Annotated in this window: 13 protein-coding genes and 1 riboswitch; all 13 genes read right to left on the minus strand. The window is 51.2% G+C overall.

Going from position 1 to position 17,213, the window contains the following annotated elements:
- Positions 1–157 precede the first annotated feature (157 nt).
- The 13 genes from KQJ23_RS20480 to mfd all read right to left on the minus strand — a co-directional run bounded on the left by KQJ23_RS20480 (position 158) and on the right by mfd (position 17,185).
- Positions 158–2,038, minus strand: coding sequence for an SDR family oxidoreductase (locus KQJ23_RS20480; RefSeq protein ID WP_216480788.1), 1,881 nt, complete (start codon positions 2,036–2,038; stop codon positions 158–160).
- Positions 2,039–2,158: 120 nt separating this feature from the next.
- Positions 2,159–2,252: riboswitch (cyclic di-GMP riboswitch) on the minus strand.
- Between the two features lie 337 nt (positions 2,253–2,589).
- Entirely contained in the window at positions 2,590–5,088 is a 2,499-nt protein-coding gene (spoIIE, locus tag KQJ23_RS20485) for a stage II sporulation protein E (protein ID WP_216480789.1), read from the minus strand.
- Between the two features lie 564 nt (positions 5,089–5,652).
- Entirely contained in the window at positions 5,653–6,135 is a 483-nt protein-coding gene (locus KQJ23_RS20490) for a S1 domain-containing RNA-binding protein (protein ID WP_216480790.1), read from the minus strand.
- A 116-nt stretch (positions 6,136–6,251) separates the two neighbouring features.
- Positions 6,252–6,596 (minus strand): FtsB family cell division protein, encoded by a 345-nt coding sequence (locus tag KQJ23_RS20495; RefSeq protein WP_346779435.1) that lies wholly within the window; start codon positions 6,594–6,596, stop codon positions 6,252–6,254.
- A gap of 18 nt (positions 6,597–6,614) precedes the next feature.
- Positions 6,615–7,190, minus strand: a complete 576-nt coding sequence (yabQ, locus tag KQJ23_RS20500; protein ID WP_216480791.1) for a spore cortex biosynthesis protein YabQ — start codon at positions 7,188–7,190, stop codon at positions 6,615–6,617.
- Positions 7,187–7,468 carry a sporulation protein YabP gene (gene yabP, locus KQJ23_RS20505; RefSeq protein ID WP_216480792.1) on the minus strand — a complete coding sequence of 94 codons (282 nt, stop codon included), beginning with the start codon at positions 7,466–7,468 and terminating at the stop codon, positions 7,187–7,189. Before yabP ends, yabQ begins: the two co-directional genes overlap by 4 nt.
- A 139-nt stretch (positions 7,469–7,607) precedes the next feature.
- Positions 7,608–7,889 carry an RNA-binding S4 domain-containing protein gene (locus KQJ23_RS20510; protein ID WP_044482597.1) on the minus strand — a complete coding sequence of 94 codons (282 nt, stop codon included), beginning with the start codon at positions 7,887–7,889 and terminating at the stop codon, positions 7,608–7,610.
- A complete protein-coding gene (locus KQJ23_RS20515) occupies positions 7,889–8,161 on the minus strand; it encodes an HU family DNA-binding protein (RefSeq protein ID WP_044482598.1) in 273 nt (90 codons plus the stop codon). The genes KQJ23_RS20510 and KQJ23_RS20515 overlap by 1 nt, the downstream gene beginning before the upstream one ends.
- A gap of 162 nt (positions 8,162–8,323) precedes the next feature.
- Positions 8,324–9,841, minus strand: coding sequence for a bifunctional methyltransferase/pyrophosphohydrolase YabN (gene yabN / locus KQJ23_RS20520; RefSeq protein WP_216480793.1), 1,518 nt, complete (start codon positions 9,839–9,841; stop codon positions 8,324–8,326).
- A 96-nt stretch (positions 9,842–9,937) separates the two neighbouring features.
- Positions 9,938–11,554: a putative polysaccharide biosynthesis protein gene (locus tag KQJ23_RS20525; protein WP_216480819.1), complete on the minus strand. Its 1,617-nt coding sequence runs from the start codon at positions 11,552–11,554 to the stop codon at positions 9,938–9,940.
- Positions 11,555–11,744: 190 nt separating this feature from the next.
- Positions 11,745–12,287: a stage V sporulation protein T gene (gene spoVT / locus KQJ23_RS20530; protein WP_216480794.1), complete on the minus strand. Its 543-nt coding sequence runs from the start codon at positions 12,285–12,287 to the stop codon at positions 11,745–11,747.
- 259 nt (positions 12,288–12,546) lie between these two features.
- A complete protein-coding gene (locus KQJ23_RS20535) occupies positions 12,547–13,671 on the minus strand; it encodes a peptidylprolyl isomerase (protein WP_216480795.1) in 1,125 nt (374 codons plus the stop codon).
- Positions 13,658–17,185, minus strand: a complete 3,528-nt coding sequence (gene mfd, locus KQJ23_RS20540; protein WP_216480796.1) for a transcription-repair coupling factor — start codon at positions 17,183–17,185, stop codon at positions 13,658–13,660. Before mfd ends, KQJ23_RS20535 begins: the two co-directional genes overlap by 14 nt.
- Between the last annotated feature and the right edge of the window lie 28 nt (positions 17,186–17,213).

The raw sequence follows: 17,213 nt of genomic DNA on the forward strand, positions 1-17,213 counted from the left end.
TTTTCTATCATTTCCATTTCGTAGAGATTTCAAACAGGGCAGAAGCAAACGGCACAAAGCTCAAATAAGGATCATCCAGCTTATATCACTACTCATGCAAAATAAAAAGCCGAACAATGAGATGTTCGACTCAAGTCACTTAACAAGGATGATAAATTCAGTTATTGTTCGATTTGCTTGCAGGGAAGTACTCCGCGTCTACGCCGTACTTGATCATGAGACTTAGATAATCCGCATTCGGCACAGGGCATTCTACCTGGCTCTCTTCCAGGAATTCCTGCGTATGTAAGCAGCTATACCGGAACGGCTCGCGGCGAAGCTCCTCCCATTCATAGTGCATTAAATCTCCGTCCCCTTGATGAGAGCTGCCTAGTTGACTGCATTCCAGCAGCCAGCCCTCGTATTCAGAATCAGACAGCACCTCAATAGGATATCCGCAGCTTCCCAGGCTCTCAGCAAGTTCTGCAATCGACAGCTGAACCGGATTGCACAGATGAAACAGATGACCCGCCGTATCCCGCCGCATAGCCAGGGCGGTAATGGCCTGAGCCGCATAGCTTACCGGAGTCAGGTCCAACAGATGATGAAGCTCCGGAGCCTTGCCCTGTAGGAGAATCATCCGCAGCATTCTGTAAAGAAGGCTGTTATTCACGTTTTGTGGAAATGCGCCCGTCTCGGCATCTCCCGATAAGTGACCGAGCCGATAGATCGTAACGGCGATTTCCTCCTGCTCGCAGGCTTGAATTAACATCCGCTCCGCCCGAAGCTTGCTGTCATAATAAGGATGATCCAGCTTTGTGCTATTGGTCTGGCCTGCTTCATACATTCCTGCAGTCGATTCCCGTTCCGCCAACCCTTCCGGCACACCCATCGAAGACAGGTAATGAATCCGGACATTTCTTTCCCGAGCCCAGGAGAGCAGATGCTCTGTGCTAGTAACATTTATTCGGTTGTAATACTCGGGATCATCCGCGTAGCACTCCTGAATCCCGCAGATGATTATGGAATCAATCCGCATCGACACACGCTCTGTCAGACAGCTGTTCAGGCCAAGCTGCGGCATTTCCAGATCTCCCTTGATGGCAATGACTCTCCCGAGCAGCTCCGACATCATATCCGCTCCGAAAAACTGCTTCATCACCCTTGCAATTCTTGCATACGGATCATCGTCCTCTTCAGATCGGACAAGGCAATAAATCTTGGCCTGGGTTGTTCTGAGTAATTCACGCAGCACAGAAGCACCCAGATAGCCCGTTGCTCCGGTCAACAAGATATGCTTTTGTTTGCAGTTCGCCGCTCTTTTGCGCATCACCGGGCTGCCGAATTCAGCAGGGTTCTCTGTCAGCCCGATCATTTGAGCTTCCGAGTTTCTGACCCGTTTAACCTGTCCCATAAATTCCATCTCTTCTTCGATGACTAAAGGGATCGCTCCGATTGTCACTTTGGAATCATACATCGCGGCTTTGACAATACATCCGAAAAAGGAAGCAAATCTATGAATTGTGCTCGGTTTGAAAAGCTGCTTCCGATAGGAAATTTGCAGGGTCCACTCTCCCCCATAAAGGGGCTCCACATCCCAGTTCAGACAACTGGACTGACAGGTGTGATCCCTGCCGAAGATCGTATGGATCAATCCGGTGCAACCAATTGCTTCTTCAATTTCCTCGAGCGGAAGGGCCGCAAAATCCAGCGCATCTTGCTTATTAAGCAGCGACTGGTACAATTCAATGAAGCTCATCGAGGCATCGCATCGAATCCGCAAGGGAAGGACATAGCCCTTCTCATGCTTTACGCCGACAATCCGCCATGCCTTGCCGCTCATGCGATACAAAAATATATAGTAACAAGCAAGCATCCAGAGCCGGCTGTCAAATGCCTTCATTTCTCTGGACAGATATGTCTGATCGAGTTCAAGCGGATACCGGATTTGCTGCATATCCCTTCTGGAATCATCACGGGGGTAATCCGTGTACAAATCCAGCCCGGACATCGGGGGTTGCAGATCATACAGCCAATAATCCCGAATAATCCGATCCATTAATAAGATACCCACTTCAACTTCACTCCTGTTTCCTTGTAGAATTTCCCTGTGAACAGACAAAAAAAAGTAACCTATTAAAATGCACAGACTGCTGCACTATAGGTTACCAAAAGAAATATGGGCAACTGGCTGACATTTCCTTTACTGTTTGCAGGAAGTAGTCCCTATAGCTTTGCGTCACTACCTTTCGATAGTTTTGCCGAATAGACGTTGTTCAAAAAGCCGGCTTTTGATCACGAAGTATTCCAAGAGGTTGAATCGACATCGAATCTTGCGTTCACCCAAGAACTCTGGTACTCATGTAGGGTTTGCCTACAATCCGTTCCTTCTTCTTCGGGTTCTCGTCACCTTCTCGGTGCTGAAAAGCCGGTTTTTTTGAATACGAACTAATTAATATGCAATTATATGAGTAAGTTTACTTGACTTTAAATTAACAAAATTAATTTTAACATGTTCATGTTATGAAATCTATGAAAATTTCCCTATTTTAGTTACATATTCCCTAAGACATTAGGACTATCGCCTTATTATATACCATAACCATGTACCTAACTTACGGTTCTGGGACGCTCCAGACGGGTAACCCCAGGAATATGCAGCGTGGACCATTGCGGTAAATAATGATCAATTCGTGCTACCGCTACCGTCATATCATCCTGAATCACATTACTCTGATAACGGATCACAGCTTCCAACAGACAATCGGCAATCTCTTGCGGATCCTCAGATTGAATCTCCTGAATGAGGCGCTTGATCCATAGCTCTTTATTTACCGCATACCCCGGAGCATCATAGATGCCGTCCGTCATCATCACCAGCGTATCGCCGGGATATAGCTGCACGGTTACCAAGTCAATCTCGATTTCCTGTACAATCCCTATCGGCAGATTGCTGGCCATAACCGGAATGACCTCCTGGCCTCGTTTGATAAAGCTGGGGGATGAGCCTATTTTCAAAAAAGTAGTCCTGGCCGAGTATTCGTCAATCAGCGCCATATCGACCGTAGCATAGATTTCATCCGGGGAACGAAGCATCAGCACCGAATTGACGGACTTGATCGCGAGTGTCTCGTCCATTCCGGATTGGAGCAATTGCTCAAGAATGCTCAGGGCCGTACTGCTTTCCTGTCTGGCCCGCTCGCCATTTCCCATCCCGTCACTGAGCGCTACCGCGTAAGTTCCGTTGCCTAATTCAACCGTGCTGACGCTATCGCCGGACAGCAGATCTCCGCCCTTGGCCGTACCCGCTACACCGGTCGTGATCTCATAGGACTTCGCTGATCCAAACGTTACAGTGGCTAGCCCCTCCCTGCCTCCATGCATCGTCTCGCCTATGACTGCAATGTGCTCCTCCAAAATATCCGAGAGCAAAGGGGCAATCATTTTGCGGCATTCATCGAAACCCCGGGTATAGGCGTGGACAATCTCGATTTCAACATTTCCGTGATCCAAATTCACAATGTCGATGCTATGAATGGAAAGCCCCATCTTCTCCAGCGCCTCCCGAATCTGCTCCTCTTGCTTATACATCGCTTGTCCTTCGCGTTGAATTTCCTTGGCCAGGTCCTCCATGACCTGTGATACCCCTGACAATTGCTCCGCGACGAGCAAACGGCTGTCGTATATTTGCCGTTTCCAGTGCATATCATGTTCATACAAGCTGTATTCACGCTTCATGACACCGAGCACCTGCTCGCTCTTGGTGCACAGCCGATTCCATCTGGCAGGCAACTCCTCTTTGGTAATGCCAGGGTTCTCCTCCACCGCCGACATCATCTCCGTCATGAGCTTATAAGTTTGATAGAAATTCCCGTCCCAGCAGGTCTTTCTACGGAAGCAGGTTGAACAAGCTCCTTCGGTAACCGCCGTCATAAAATGATCAACCTCTTCGCTGCGCTTGGCGATCTCCCCCGAGCTGGCCATCTGCCCAAAGCTGCGCGACAGCTGCTTGAAGACCTCTGAGAATTGAGTAACCCGGCCAGCCGTAACCTCCCGCATCCGTTTGGCATACTCGTGCTGGCTCTTCGTATGATCCTGGGTTCCTGGAATGTACTTGGCGATGGAACTGATCACACTCTTCGGCGTCACCATAAAGAACAGCACCGCGATACAAGTCTCCCAGGTCGAGGCCATCACTTCATCAGACCCGTTCAGATAGATCGACAGAATCGAGGAGCCTAACAGCATCCCCAGACCGACAGCCCACTTCCTGCCCTCGCGAAGCATGCCCGCAAGCATGCCGGAAAAAGCCAACAGGCTCATTTGATAGAGCGCCGCCGTATCCGCCAGACTTAGAATCAAGCCGGTAATAACTCCTACCGAAGCCCCCAGCGTTGCTCCGCCTACCAAGGCGAATAATAGAATTAAATAACGAGTCAGCATGTGCTCCACGGAAAGTCCCGATATTTCCCATCCGACCGATCCGGTCATGACAGATGCCAATAGGATCACGAGACAAATAATCTCCTCCGTTCGCAGCTGGTGATTGCGCTTTCGATACGTAAAGACCGGAATGGCCTGAATGAAGACCAGGGTAAGCACAAAGCTGAGCACCGAATCCATCACCGTAATCATCAAGGCATACCATGACAATGAAGGGCCGATTACCGCTTCGAACAGAAGCACAAGAAAGGCGCTCGTAAATACCATCAGCGGAGCATAGGATGCCTCAGCCCGTTCAAAGGACTCCATGCCACGGTGAATTAAGTAAAATATAAGCAGCTCCGCCGCAATCACGGTAGCGTGATGACCGGATACAGCCATGGCGCCGACCGTCATAACTGCTCCCGTCATTACAGCGATATCACGCCGCATAAACATCATGACCGCAAAAAAAGCAATGGCAAAGGGAGACAGCTCGTCCAGGATCGTCGCCTTGCCGAGCAAGAAGCTCATCAAGAGGAACAAGCCGTTCCATTTATTCACGGCAAACAGCCGGCTGAGCTTGCTTATGACCGGAATCTGCCTCCACTTGCTCCAATGAAACGATTCAACCTGCTCTTTCGCCTTCTTCAACCCGGGGAACGGGATGACATTCCACTTGTCCATCTCCTGGCACCGCCCTTTACGTTTTTAAAGGTTGTTCAAAAAATCATCTTTTGATCACGAAGAGTTTCAAGAGGTGATTCAACATCGAATCTTGCGGTCATCCTAGAAGTCCGGTACTCATGTGTAGGGTTCTCCTACACTTCGTTCCTCCTTCTTAGGATTATCACAACCTTCTCGGTGCTGAAAAGCTGACTTTTTGAACACGCACTTTTACTAATGTATGTCCCATTATAGGAGCGGCCAAGCGGAAAGTTTGTCATTTACCGGAGTACAAGCCTTAGAAATTTCCGACAAATTGAGAGCGGTCTACGAAACATCACGAACCCGCGCCTCCCATACAGCTGCACGATCCAATGCGTGCTTATGTTCGTAATAATCCACAGGTAGGAGAGCCTGTTTGCTTGTCATATTCCTTGTGGATTACCATGGATTGCGTTGGAACCTGTCGCCTCCGCCAAGAAGACGACAAAATAAGTTTTTACGTGAAAATTATAGCTTGTTCATGTCGCACAACATACAAAAAACCGCAGGCATGACTGCCTGCGGTAGTTCTTTATCATGAAATTACATGCGTTTGGCTCCGCGTCCTCCGCGTTTGCCTTCCGTGTTCTTCTTCAGCGACGAGATACGTTCCTCGCTGTCCTTAAGGAAACGGGAAACTTTATCCTCAAAAGAAGCTTTGTTCGCTTGCGGCTTGAAAGGACGTCCTCCGCGATCCCGGTTAAATCCTCCACCCGGACGGTCACCATCACGGCCACCACCACTTGGACGATCGCTGCGCGGTGCACGAGGCGGTCTGGCCTCTACCGGCTTATCAACGGCTTGCTTAATGGAAAGTCCGATCTTGCCGTCCTTGTCGACATTGATTACCTTTACCGTAACCGTGTCGCCAATCTTCAGATGATCATTGACATCCTTCACGTAATTGTCAGCGATCTCTGAAATGTGAACGAGACCCGTGACACCTCCTGACAGATCCACAAATGCTCCGAAATGCGTGATGCCTGTCACTTTTCCCTCTAACTTGGTGCCCACTTCTATTGACATAAAATAAAATGATCCTCCCTTAAAAATATACAGCAAGGCCACGAAATCATGACTGCGGTGATTTGATTATACATAATGACTGAAACAAGGTCAACAGCCGTATATCCCGCTTGGAGTCAATCATTTCCCCCATTTTGTCCGGAGATTCGTACCGGAATTTCACCAGGTTTGTAAAGTCCATATTTCTTCATCGCCATTTGGCCGATATATTCGGGGTCCTTGAGCCGGTTAAGCTCATATTTTAATTGAACAAGCACTTGTTCATTTTCTGATTTTACCGTCATCCGTTCCGCTAATTGACTGGCTTTAACGCCGATCTCGCCGGATTGATCCATATAGGTATAGCCCGCCCAACCGATAAAGAGCGCCATAAAGGTCATCCACAAACGGATACGTCGACGAGCGCCGGCTGATTTTACGGGAGCTTGTTTCTTGGAATTGACTGTCGTGTTCTCCCTCACCGGGCCCACCTCCTTTATTCACTCTTGATCCTTGCCGCGCCAATGTCTCCATGATTTTACCACATATTCCCTTGACTTGCGAAGCCTGTCCGGTATATGCAGTGCATTTAAGATAGGACGGAAAGCCCAAGCGAGCAGTTTCCAAATCGGGAACAGCGTAACTCTCCCCAGGAAAATGATTAGTATCCAGAGAAATCCGAGCAAGAGTCTAAATCCCTTCCAAAGCCACTTGATCGGAACAACGAGGGTCAAATACATCAATCTGACGCCAAATCCATATATCCTCCGGACTATACGAATTAAATTTACCACAAATCGCTCGGTCAAAACACTCAGAAACAAAAAATGAATCCATACTCCTAGAAATAGTCCTAAAAACACATAAAAACGGAGCTCTCCCTGATTCACATGGTACAGCATCCGGAACACAAACAGTGCGGAGGCGATCCAATAAAACAAATCGAGCAGATTTACACTCCAGCGAGGAAAGCGAAGCTGACCCGATACTACGCGGTAGCTGTCAAAGGCAATCCCCATGAACGTTCCGGAAGCCAGCATCCATACCAGGGTCAACCATTGTGTCTGCAGGTTCATCGGAAAAGCTTGCCAAGGAAGCCCTTGCCCGACGTATTGGCGCCCGGCTCCAGATAGGACAAGGAGTTGACCTGACCTTCGATGCTGACAAGGCCCTGCTCCAGATTCAAATTCTTGATATGTAAATTATGACCGCGAATCGTTAAATGCCCCAGCTCCGTTTGAAGCAAAAATTCCTCGCTGTCAAAGCTTTCCACGTTCAGGACTCCCGAGATCTCCAGCAGCTTCCTGTTCAGTAAATGCAGCTCCTGACGTTTTCCCTTTCCCTGTTCAACCATGGCATGTACCCCTCCTTCTTAACACTAGCTTATGGGAGGGGCCTCTTCTTTAGAACCGCTGCTGAACCTGCCCTGCCGGATTTCGGATAAAAAAAAGAGCATGTCCCAAATCATTGGAACATGCTCTCATGCCGCGCGCCTAATTCCAGTCGAAACCGGAATCCTTGGCGATTGGCTCTTCCTTAACCAAGGTATACATGGTTGCAGCCTCGTCCTTGCGAGTGGTCTCTGCCAGACGCTCGACGCGTACCGTAACCAGCTTTTGGCCGAATTGAACGGTAATCTCATCGCCAACCTTAACAGCAGAACTCGGTTTGGATTCGCGCCCGTTGACGAGGACTCTTCCTTGCTCGGAGACATCCTTCGCTACGGTACGCCGCTTAATTAACCGGGACACCTTCAGGAATTTATCAAGACGCATTATTTTACAGCTTCTTTAAGCTTGTTACCCGCTTTGAAAGCAGGTACGTTCGAAGCAGGAATCTCGATTGTTTTACCTGTTTGCGGGTTGCGGCCTGTACGACCGGAACGTTTGCGGGTTTCGAAAGTTCCGAAACCGATCAGTTGAACCTTGTCGCCACCTGCAAGTGCATCGGTGATTTCGCCGAGAACACCGTTCAATACGGTCTCAACGTCTTTTTTAGTCAAACCGCTTTTGCTGGAAATGTTGTTGATCAGATCTGTTTTGTTCATTAATAATGCCTCCCAATAATAAAAGAAATAGATGGATACTTACGGCCTAGCCCTTGTGGCTCATAGCCGTATGGATATCTTTGTATGATTATTCTGTCTTGAAACAGAAAATCCTGCCCGAAGGGCAACTTTTTTTTGAATTTTCCAAAAAAAAGCCGTTTTTTAGCGATTTTTGTATCCCTTGGCGGCTCTTTCAAGCTCCTTCGCCTGGTCCCACAAGATGTCCATTTCCTTCAGCGTAGCATCTTCCGGGCGCTTCCCTGCCTCCCGAAGCTGTTCTTCCACATAACTGAAGCGTCTGACAAATTTCGCATTCGTCATGGACAAGGCTTCCTCCGGATCAGCACCAATCCGGCGGGCTGCATTGACTACAGAGAATAAAAGGTCGCCCAGCTCCAGCGTCTGTTCCCCGGCATCCAATCCGTTCTCAACGGCGGTCTTGAACTCGGAGATTTCCTCCTCGACCTTGGCCCAGATCCCGTCCATCGAATCCCAGTCGAAGCCAACCTTGGCTGCCTTCTTCTGCAGCTTGTACGCCTTCATCAACGCAGGAAGATCGCGCGGCACTCCGCTTAGCGCGGACAATTGCTCCGGATCAATCCCCTTACGACGCTTCTCTTCAGCCTTCATGGCCTCCCAGTTGCCTAATGCGGCTTCAGCATCCTTGGCACTCTTATCCCCAAATACATGAGGATGACGGTACAGCAGCTTCTCATTCAAGGTCTGGATCACATCATAAGCGGTGAACATCCCGCTTTCTTCCTCCATTTGCGCGTGAAGCATGACTTGAAGCAGCAAGTCACCGAGTTCCTCCCGCATATGATCGGGATCATCCTCGTCAATGGTCTCCAGAACCTCGTACGCCTCTTCGATAAGATTCTTGCGAAGGGATTGATGCGTCTGCTCCCGGTCCCAAGGACAGCCGCCCGGACTGCGGAGAATTGCCACAATCTCGTGCAGACGCTCGAAGCTGCGAATACGCAGCTGGTCATCGCTGCTGGCAGGCACATAGACGAGTGAGAGATTGCCATAGCCTTCAACCCGGTCCAGCTCATATAGCGGAACACGCAGCACCTGTTCGGCTCCCTGAACTCCAAGAGCGTGTCCCACGATAATCGGGTAGTCATCCGGATAGCTCTCCATCAGACTCAGCTTGACATCAGAAGCGGTAAATACGTCATAGACCTGACCGATCAATGTGTGCCTCCGGGAATCCACATCTGCTTCTGTGAGAGAGGAGGCATCCAGCAATTGAAAGCCTTCAATCGGATCGAAGCCAAGTGCTATGAAGGCCGCATCCAAGAAGCTTTCACCGCCGATGATCTCCAGAGAAATTCCGGCCTCCGGGCAGCGCTCCTTCAACAATTTGACCGTCGCTTCGGCTACCATCGGATGTCCCGGCACAGCGTATAGAATCTCCCGCCCATCCGGAGCCGATCCAGCAAGCGATATCAAGTGCCGGGTAATCTCCTCATAGACCGAAGGGAAATCATCATTGGCTTCATAGACATCGTCGAAGGATGTGAAGGCCACACCCGTCTCCTCCAGCCACTGGACGACAGGATGATCCTTTGTGCGCACATATCTCTCCTCCGCGTCCTGCAGCCTCTTCAGGCTTCCCAGCGTCAGCTTGTCCGGGTCTCCTGAGCCCAGTCCGACAACGGTAATTACAGCTCCCACTATCTCATCACACTCCATCATTGTGCAGCTTGTTACGCTGTCCATTATTTACTATACCATCAGAAGGGCTGCAGAATAAAATTTACGGCCCCGGCGCTAGCGAAGCAGCCGCAGCCTCCGAAGCGCTTTGACCAGCTTCGGTCCATACCGCGGCAAGGCGCCCAGCTCTGCCGCAGTGATCAGGCGCGCCCGCACCGCGGCGGCCGCAAACACGGCTGCGCCGAGCAGCACGCCGAGCAGGCTCTCCGCCAGGGCCGCCAGACGGCCCGGCGGGAGCGAGGCTGCGGCAGCAAGGCGCAGCAGCAGCACCGCGGCCATCATCGCCAGGATGGCCGCCGCAGGGCGCACCAGCACGTCCGCCAGACGCGGACAAAGCCCGGTGCGCCGAAGCAGCAGCGCGAGGTTCAGCGCTGCTGCACAGCCGTAGGCGGCGATGCCTGCGATCGCCGCCCCGGTCATGCCGTGCTGCGGGACGAGCAGCACGTTCAGCGCCGCCTTGAGCACCGCGGCGGCGAGCAGGTGAACGGCCGGTGCGCGCACCCGGCCGAGGCCCTGGAGGAGCGCGGCCGTAATGGTGGCCAGTGCGCCGGGAGCGGCGCTCCAGGCGACCCAGGCGAAGGTCGCGCTTCCGATGCTGTCCTTATACAGCATCATATTGATCGGCTCGGCCAGCACGGCAAGACCGGCCGACGCAGCTAAGCCGATCAGCCAGAACCAGCGAAGCGCCAGACCGGTGTGCCGTGTAATTCCTTCCTGGTCACCCTTGGCATTCAGCTCCGCCATCACCGGGATATACAGCATCGACAATGAGGTGGCCAGCATGGTCACCACTTGTACCAGCGGGATGCCCCGGTTATAAATCCCTACGGCGGTCATTACTTTGAGCTCATCCCCATGAAAAGCCAGCAGCCGAGGCAACGTGAACGTATCGACCAGACTGATTAGCGGGACCGCCAACGCAGCTAGACAAATAGGAATGCCGTAGCGCAGCATCTCCCTTAGCATGCCCTTGTTGCTGCCTCTGCGGGCAGGATTCCCGCCTTCTCGTCTACGGTCTGCCTTCCGGTAGTCCCTCCAATACAGCAGCATAACAAACAACCCCGCAGCCCCGCCAAAGGCCGAGCCGGCCAGTGCACTGCCGGCCACCACGGACTCCGCAGCTCCTTGAGCGGTGAAATAGAGCAGCAGCCCTACCATTACCGCAACGCGGACCACTTGCTCCGTCACCTGTGATACTGCTGTAGGCATCATATTTTTCTGCCCTTGAAAATACCCTCTCAGCGCAGCGCTTAACGGCACAAAAAGCAGGGCCGGTGCTGCTCCCCTGAATGCGGGAATAAGCTGGCTGCTGCCGATCCATTCCGCCAGCAGCGGAGCACCCAGGTACATCAGCACGCCTCCTGCGGCTCCAAAGCTAAGCATAGCCCATGATGCCGTGCGCAACACCCTGATTTCGCCGGTCTCATCCCCTTCCGCCCGTCGTTCTGCTACGAATTTGGATACAACTGTGGGAATACCTGCCGCGGCAAGCGTAATCATCAGGGTATAAAAGGGATATACGGTATTATAAATGCCAAAGACACCATCTCCGCCGATATTTTGCAGCGGAATCTTCTGGAGGGTGCCGATCAGCTTGCTGACAATCGCCGCGATGCTTAATGCAGCTGCTCCCTTAAGGAGACTGACTGAAGAATTTGTCTGTTTGCGCTTCATGAACTTGTACCTGCTTCTCGGATTCGACATTACCATTCAGGTTCCATTATATGACGAAACCTTCTTTTCCCGCCATAAAGCTCCCTGTGGTTGTCTTCCCGCACACAGCAAAAAACACACCCCTGCTCAGGACGGTTGTCTTGAGTACTCAGGGAATGTGTTCCATCTGCGGACACCCACAGCTTGCGTGCTATTGCTCCATTTGCTTGGCGAGGAATCCAGCCGCCGTCTCCGCCATTTTTGATTCCAACTCCGACATTTTGATTGAATCATCCTTATTCATCAGAACCACTGTACCGATTGGATCCCCGCCTGAAATGATCGGAGCGATAACAAACGAGGAGAGGGTCTCCGAATGATCGCGGTTAATCTCATAAGTCCCCGTATTCGTCTCGATAATGATTCTGCGGTGCTCCATACTATTCTCCAGCAGCGAGCTGATCGGCTTGTCCAAATATTCCTTCTTGGACGCGCCTGCCACGGCGATCAGTGTATCCCTGTCCGAGATCAGCGTTGTATGGCCGGTGCTTTCATACAACGATTCCGCATACTCCTTGGCAAAGTCGCCCAACTCTCCGATCGGCGAATATTTCTTCAAGATCACTTCTCCATCACGGTCTACGAAGATTTCCAACGGATCACCTTCACGAATCCGCAATGTGCGGCGGATCTCCTTCGGAATGACTACCCGGCCTAAATCATCAATACGGCGTACAATTCCAGTAGCTTTCATTTTACATGTTGCCCCGCTTTCTTAAGATGTATTGAACTACTGTTCGGTTTTGGATCACTTATTTTTAAATACGGATATTGGCTGCTCAGGAGAGATTCGGCTGTTGTGATTCTGACCATAGTATTCATCCCTTTCCAGCCGCTTATGCATAATAAATTTCCGGATATCCTTCCTCCCTTTCAAGGCCCGGGCAGACAGAAAGGCAGCGCGAGGATTCTCGCGCTGCCGGGCTTGTCCTGTGCCTTGGCAAGGAAAAAGCTTATTTGCTGTTCGTATCCGTACCTTCTGTGCCTGCATTGCCGCTGTCTGTACCTGCGTTAGTGTCTGTACCCGTATTGGTATCGGTACCTGCATTGCCGTCAGATTCAGTGCCGCTGTCGGCTCCTTCTTCAGGGGTCTCTACTTTTGGCAGATCAATGCTCTTGATGACCTTCTCTTCCAGTTCACCGCTCATAAATTCATCCAGCTTCTGGGAAGCGATCGACATCTTGATCAGATCCTTCTCATCTGGAGTCAGATCATCCAGTGTCTTCTCCGTACGTGCTTCCACACGCATGATGTGGTAGCCGTAAGTTGTCTCCACCGGCTCACTGATCGTATTCAAAGGAAGCGTGGCTGCCTTCTCCTTGAATTCAGTTACCCAGTTGCTGATTGGCGTATCGGCATACAGGCCGCCATTATTGATATTGGTCTCACCATCAGAGGAATATTCCTTCACGAGTGTCGCAAAATCCTCACCCGCATCCAGCTTTCCTTTTACCTCATTCGCAAGCTTAAGTGCATCCTCTTGGGTGCGCTCATTGCCTTCCTTATCTGTAAATCCGATCAGGATATGGCGTACGGATGCAGTAATGTAGTCTTCCTTGGTAGCTTCGAATTCAGTTGCTACATCCTCGTCCGTTACTTTAGCCTGTTCGCTTTGCATAACGGTATAGATCTTGATCATATAGTTCTTGAATTCATCTTCAGTTACTTTTTGAGCGTCCAGCATGCTCTTGAACTGGTCGGCTCCCATTGATTCCTTCATGGCTGCGAATTGCTCTTCCGCTTTCTTCTTGCCGGTTTCCTTCGCCGTATCGTCAGCCTTCATTTCCAAATATTCATAAGTAATTACTTGCTTCACCAAATAATCACGGAAATCATCCAGTTGCAAGAACTGTTCCATTTGCGGCTGAAGCGCAAGTACAATTCGCTGCTCCAGATCAAATTCATTCTCAGTAATTTCGCCGCCATCATAAGTAGCAATAACCTTGCTGGTATCGCTTTCGCCGTTATTGGCCGTTTTGTCCTCTTTCTTGCCGCAGCCTGCGAGTGCAGACACAGTCAGCACTGTAGCCATAACAATAAGCAGCGTCTTCCAAGAACGCCCTTTACCTTGAAACATTTTGTAGTTCCCCTTTCGCTTTGAACGAGTCCTTCAGGGCTCCCAGGAACTGCTCCAGCAGGCCCATCATTTCTTTTTCGTCCATTCCCTTGGTTTGAATGCGGACCACGATATTTGATCCTTGATTAAATTGTACACGTCTTCCGAATAGATTTCCAACTTCCATGAATTTGGCGGGGACCATGACCTTCTCCCTGCCTTCATAGAACTTCAGTACAACCTCCTCGCCGCGCAGGGTGACGGATTCAATCCCGTACCGTTTGCCGTAGAGCTTCACCCGTGCAACAGACATCAGATTCTGAACGGCTTCCGGCAGTTCCCCGAAACGGTCAAGCAGCTCGTCCTCCAGCTCCGCAACCTCCTCGAAGGTAGCCGCAGAGGCTGTCTTTTTATAAATCTCAATCTTCTGAATACTATCATAAATGTAATCGGAAGGTAAATACGCATCGATTCCCAAGTCAATGGCGGTATTCCAGGATATTTCATCTGCCTGCTGCTCGCCGAGCATCGTAATTTTCCGCTTCTGAATCTCTTCCGCCAGCATCTGCGAATACAGATCAAAGCCGACGGAGGCGATGAACCCGTGCTGCTCCGCGCCAAGCAGGTTGCCTGCACCGCGAATCGAGAGGTCGCGCATCGCGATCTTGAATCCGGAGCCAAGCTCGGTGAACTCCTTGATCGATTGAAGCCGCTTCTCGGCCACCTCGGTCAAGGACTTATCCCGTTGATACGTAAAATAAGCATAAGCTATCCGGTTCGAGCGCCCGACACGTCCCCGCAGCTGATACAGCTGGGACAATCCCATCTTATCTGCATCATGAACAATCAGGGTATTCACGTTCGGGATGTCGACCCCTGTCTCAATAATGCTCGTGCTGACAAGCACATCATACTCTCCGTCCAGGAAATCAAGAATGGTCTTCTCCAGCTCCTGCTCGGACATTTGCCCATGACCGATCCCGACTCGTGCATCCGGCACCAGCATCGAAATCTGTGCAGCCATCTCCTGGATGCCTTGCACCCGATTGTACAAATAGTAAATTTGACCGCCCCGGGCCATTTCACGCTCAATGGATTCGCGCACCAGCGCCTGACTGTGCTCCACTACATAAGTCTGTACCGGGAAACGATTCTCCGGCGGTGTCTCGATGACCGACAAATCCCGTACTCCGAGCATCGACATATGCAAGGTCCGCGGAATCGGTGTAGCCGTCAGGGTAAGCACATCCACATTGGTCTTCAGCTTCTTGAGCTTCTCCTTATGCGTCACGCCAAAGCGCTGCTCCTCATCGACAATCAGCAATCCCAAATCCTTGAACACCAGGTCCTGGGATAAAATACGATGCGTTCCGATGACGATATCAACGGTTCCTTGCCGGACACCCTTGATGGTCTCGTTCTGCTCCTTCCGGCTGCGGAACCGGCTCAGGGACTGAATGTTGATCGGATACTCGCCGAACCGTTCACGGAAAGTCTCATAGTGCTGCTGAGCCAAAATCGTCGTCGGCACGAGTACGGCAACCTGCTTGCCCTCGATTGCTGCCTTGAAGGCCGCGCGAATCGCTACCTCGGTCTTCCCGTAACCGACATCACCGCACAGCAGGCGATCCATCGGACGGGACTGCTCCATATCCTTCTTGATCTCCTCAATGGCGCGCAATTGATCCGGAGTTTCCTCATACGGGAACATACCCTCGAACTCCTGCTGCTCCGGACTATCCTTCTCAAAGGCATAGCCCGGAGAGGCTTGCCGCTCTGCATACAGCTTAATGAGATCATCGGCTATATCTTGAACGGAGGAACGAACCTTGTTCTTAACCCGGGTCCATTCATTTCCGCCAAGCTTGTAAATCTTGGGCTCTTTGTCTTCGGAGGCTACATACTTCTGAATCATATCAATCTGCTCTATCGGAACGGAGAGCTTATCTCCGCCGGCGTACATGATATGCATGTAGTCCTTATGAATTCCGCCAACTTCAAGCGTTCCGATCCCCAGATACTTCCCGATTCCGTGATTTTGATGAACCACATAATCGCCGACCTTCAGCTCGGAGTAGCTCTTGATCCGCTGCGCATTGTCCATGCTCTTTCCGGCCTTGCGCACCTTGCGCTGCTTCTGCGAGAACATCTCGCCTTCCGTGATGACAACCAGATGCACGGAAGGAAGCTCGAAGCCGGACTGCAGATTTCCTTGAAGCAGGGTAGGCTCCTCGATCCCGTAATCCTCCAGGACCCGGCGCATCCGATCCATTCGCTCTTCCCCGTTGGCCAGCATAATGACCTGGGCTCCGCTCTTCTTCCATCGCTCCATCTCTGCCTTCAATACATTCATCTGCCCATGGAAATCTTGCATGGTCCGGCTGACAAAGTTCAGAATGTTCTGTGGCTGGGTATGCGGAACCTGACGCAGGAACAACGACAGGAACAGGGTCTGGAACGGACGGTGATATAGAACACGGTCTCCGCTGAGCGCGAGCGGCAGCTCCGGCAGGCTCTTGCCATTCTGAAGCAGATGCAGATTCCACTCGGATTCATCCCGCTCCAGCTGTCTTGCTGTCTCCAGCAGACGAGCCGGTTCGTCCAGAATCAATAACGTATCATCTGGCATGTAATCATACAGTATTTTATTCTCAGGGTAGATCAAGGATATATATTTATAGATTTCAGGGAAATACACATGCTCTCTCATCAGCTCAAGCTCGCGGGAAATTTCGTCCCGAAGCTTGTTCTTGGCCTGACGGTCAGTCATCTTCTCCAATTGCATCTGCAAGCGAACCTCGGCCATTTGTGCAGCCTTCTCCAGCCGCTCCTTGGAAGCGATCAATTCCTTGCAGGGAGGAACGCTTACCTGCTTAACCTGCTCGATGGAGCGCTGGTCAGCCGGGTCAAAGGTACGGATCGAATCGATTTCGTCATCAAATAATTCCACACGGTAGGCAAGTGACGAGGTTAGCGGATAGAAGTCGATAATTCCGCCGCGCACGCTCATCTCGCCCCGTGACTCTACACGTTCCACTCGCTCATAGCCAAGCTTGACCATGTGGCTGAGGAAGGAATCCAGCTCCAGAATGCCACCCAGCTCGATGGACAAGCCGGCTTCGGCGATCTCCTCCGGAACCGGAATAAAGCGGCGCACACCAGAATAAGGCACCACCACAATGCCCCGGAATGAACGGGAGGAACATTGCAGCAGAACCTCGATTCGCTGAGCCAGCGTCTCGGGACTCGAGACCGCCGCCTCTGCAGCAACCAGCTCATTGGCCGGATAAAGTAAGACTTGACCGGGTGAGAGCGCTTCCTGCAAATCCTCAGCAATTTTCTGTGCGGCAAACATATTATGGGTCACGATGAGCAGGGGCCGATTACTCTCCTGATGCAGGGCAGCCAGCGCTACTTGCCGGGAAGAACCCGACAAACCCGAGATTAACTGCTCCTTCATCCCTGCACCTACTCCCGCCACCATGGATGCAAAGTCCGTGTCGCGGGAAAATGCTTGTATTAGTGCTTGTAACAAATGAGGCACCTCTCTAATAACTATTATT

This window comes from Paenibacillus brevis, assembly GCF_018919145.1.
GTDB classification, from domain to species: domain Bacteria; phylum Bacillota; class Bacilli; order Paenibacillales; family Paenibacillaceae; genus Fontibacillus; species Fontibacillus brevis.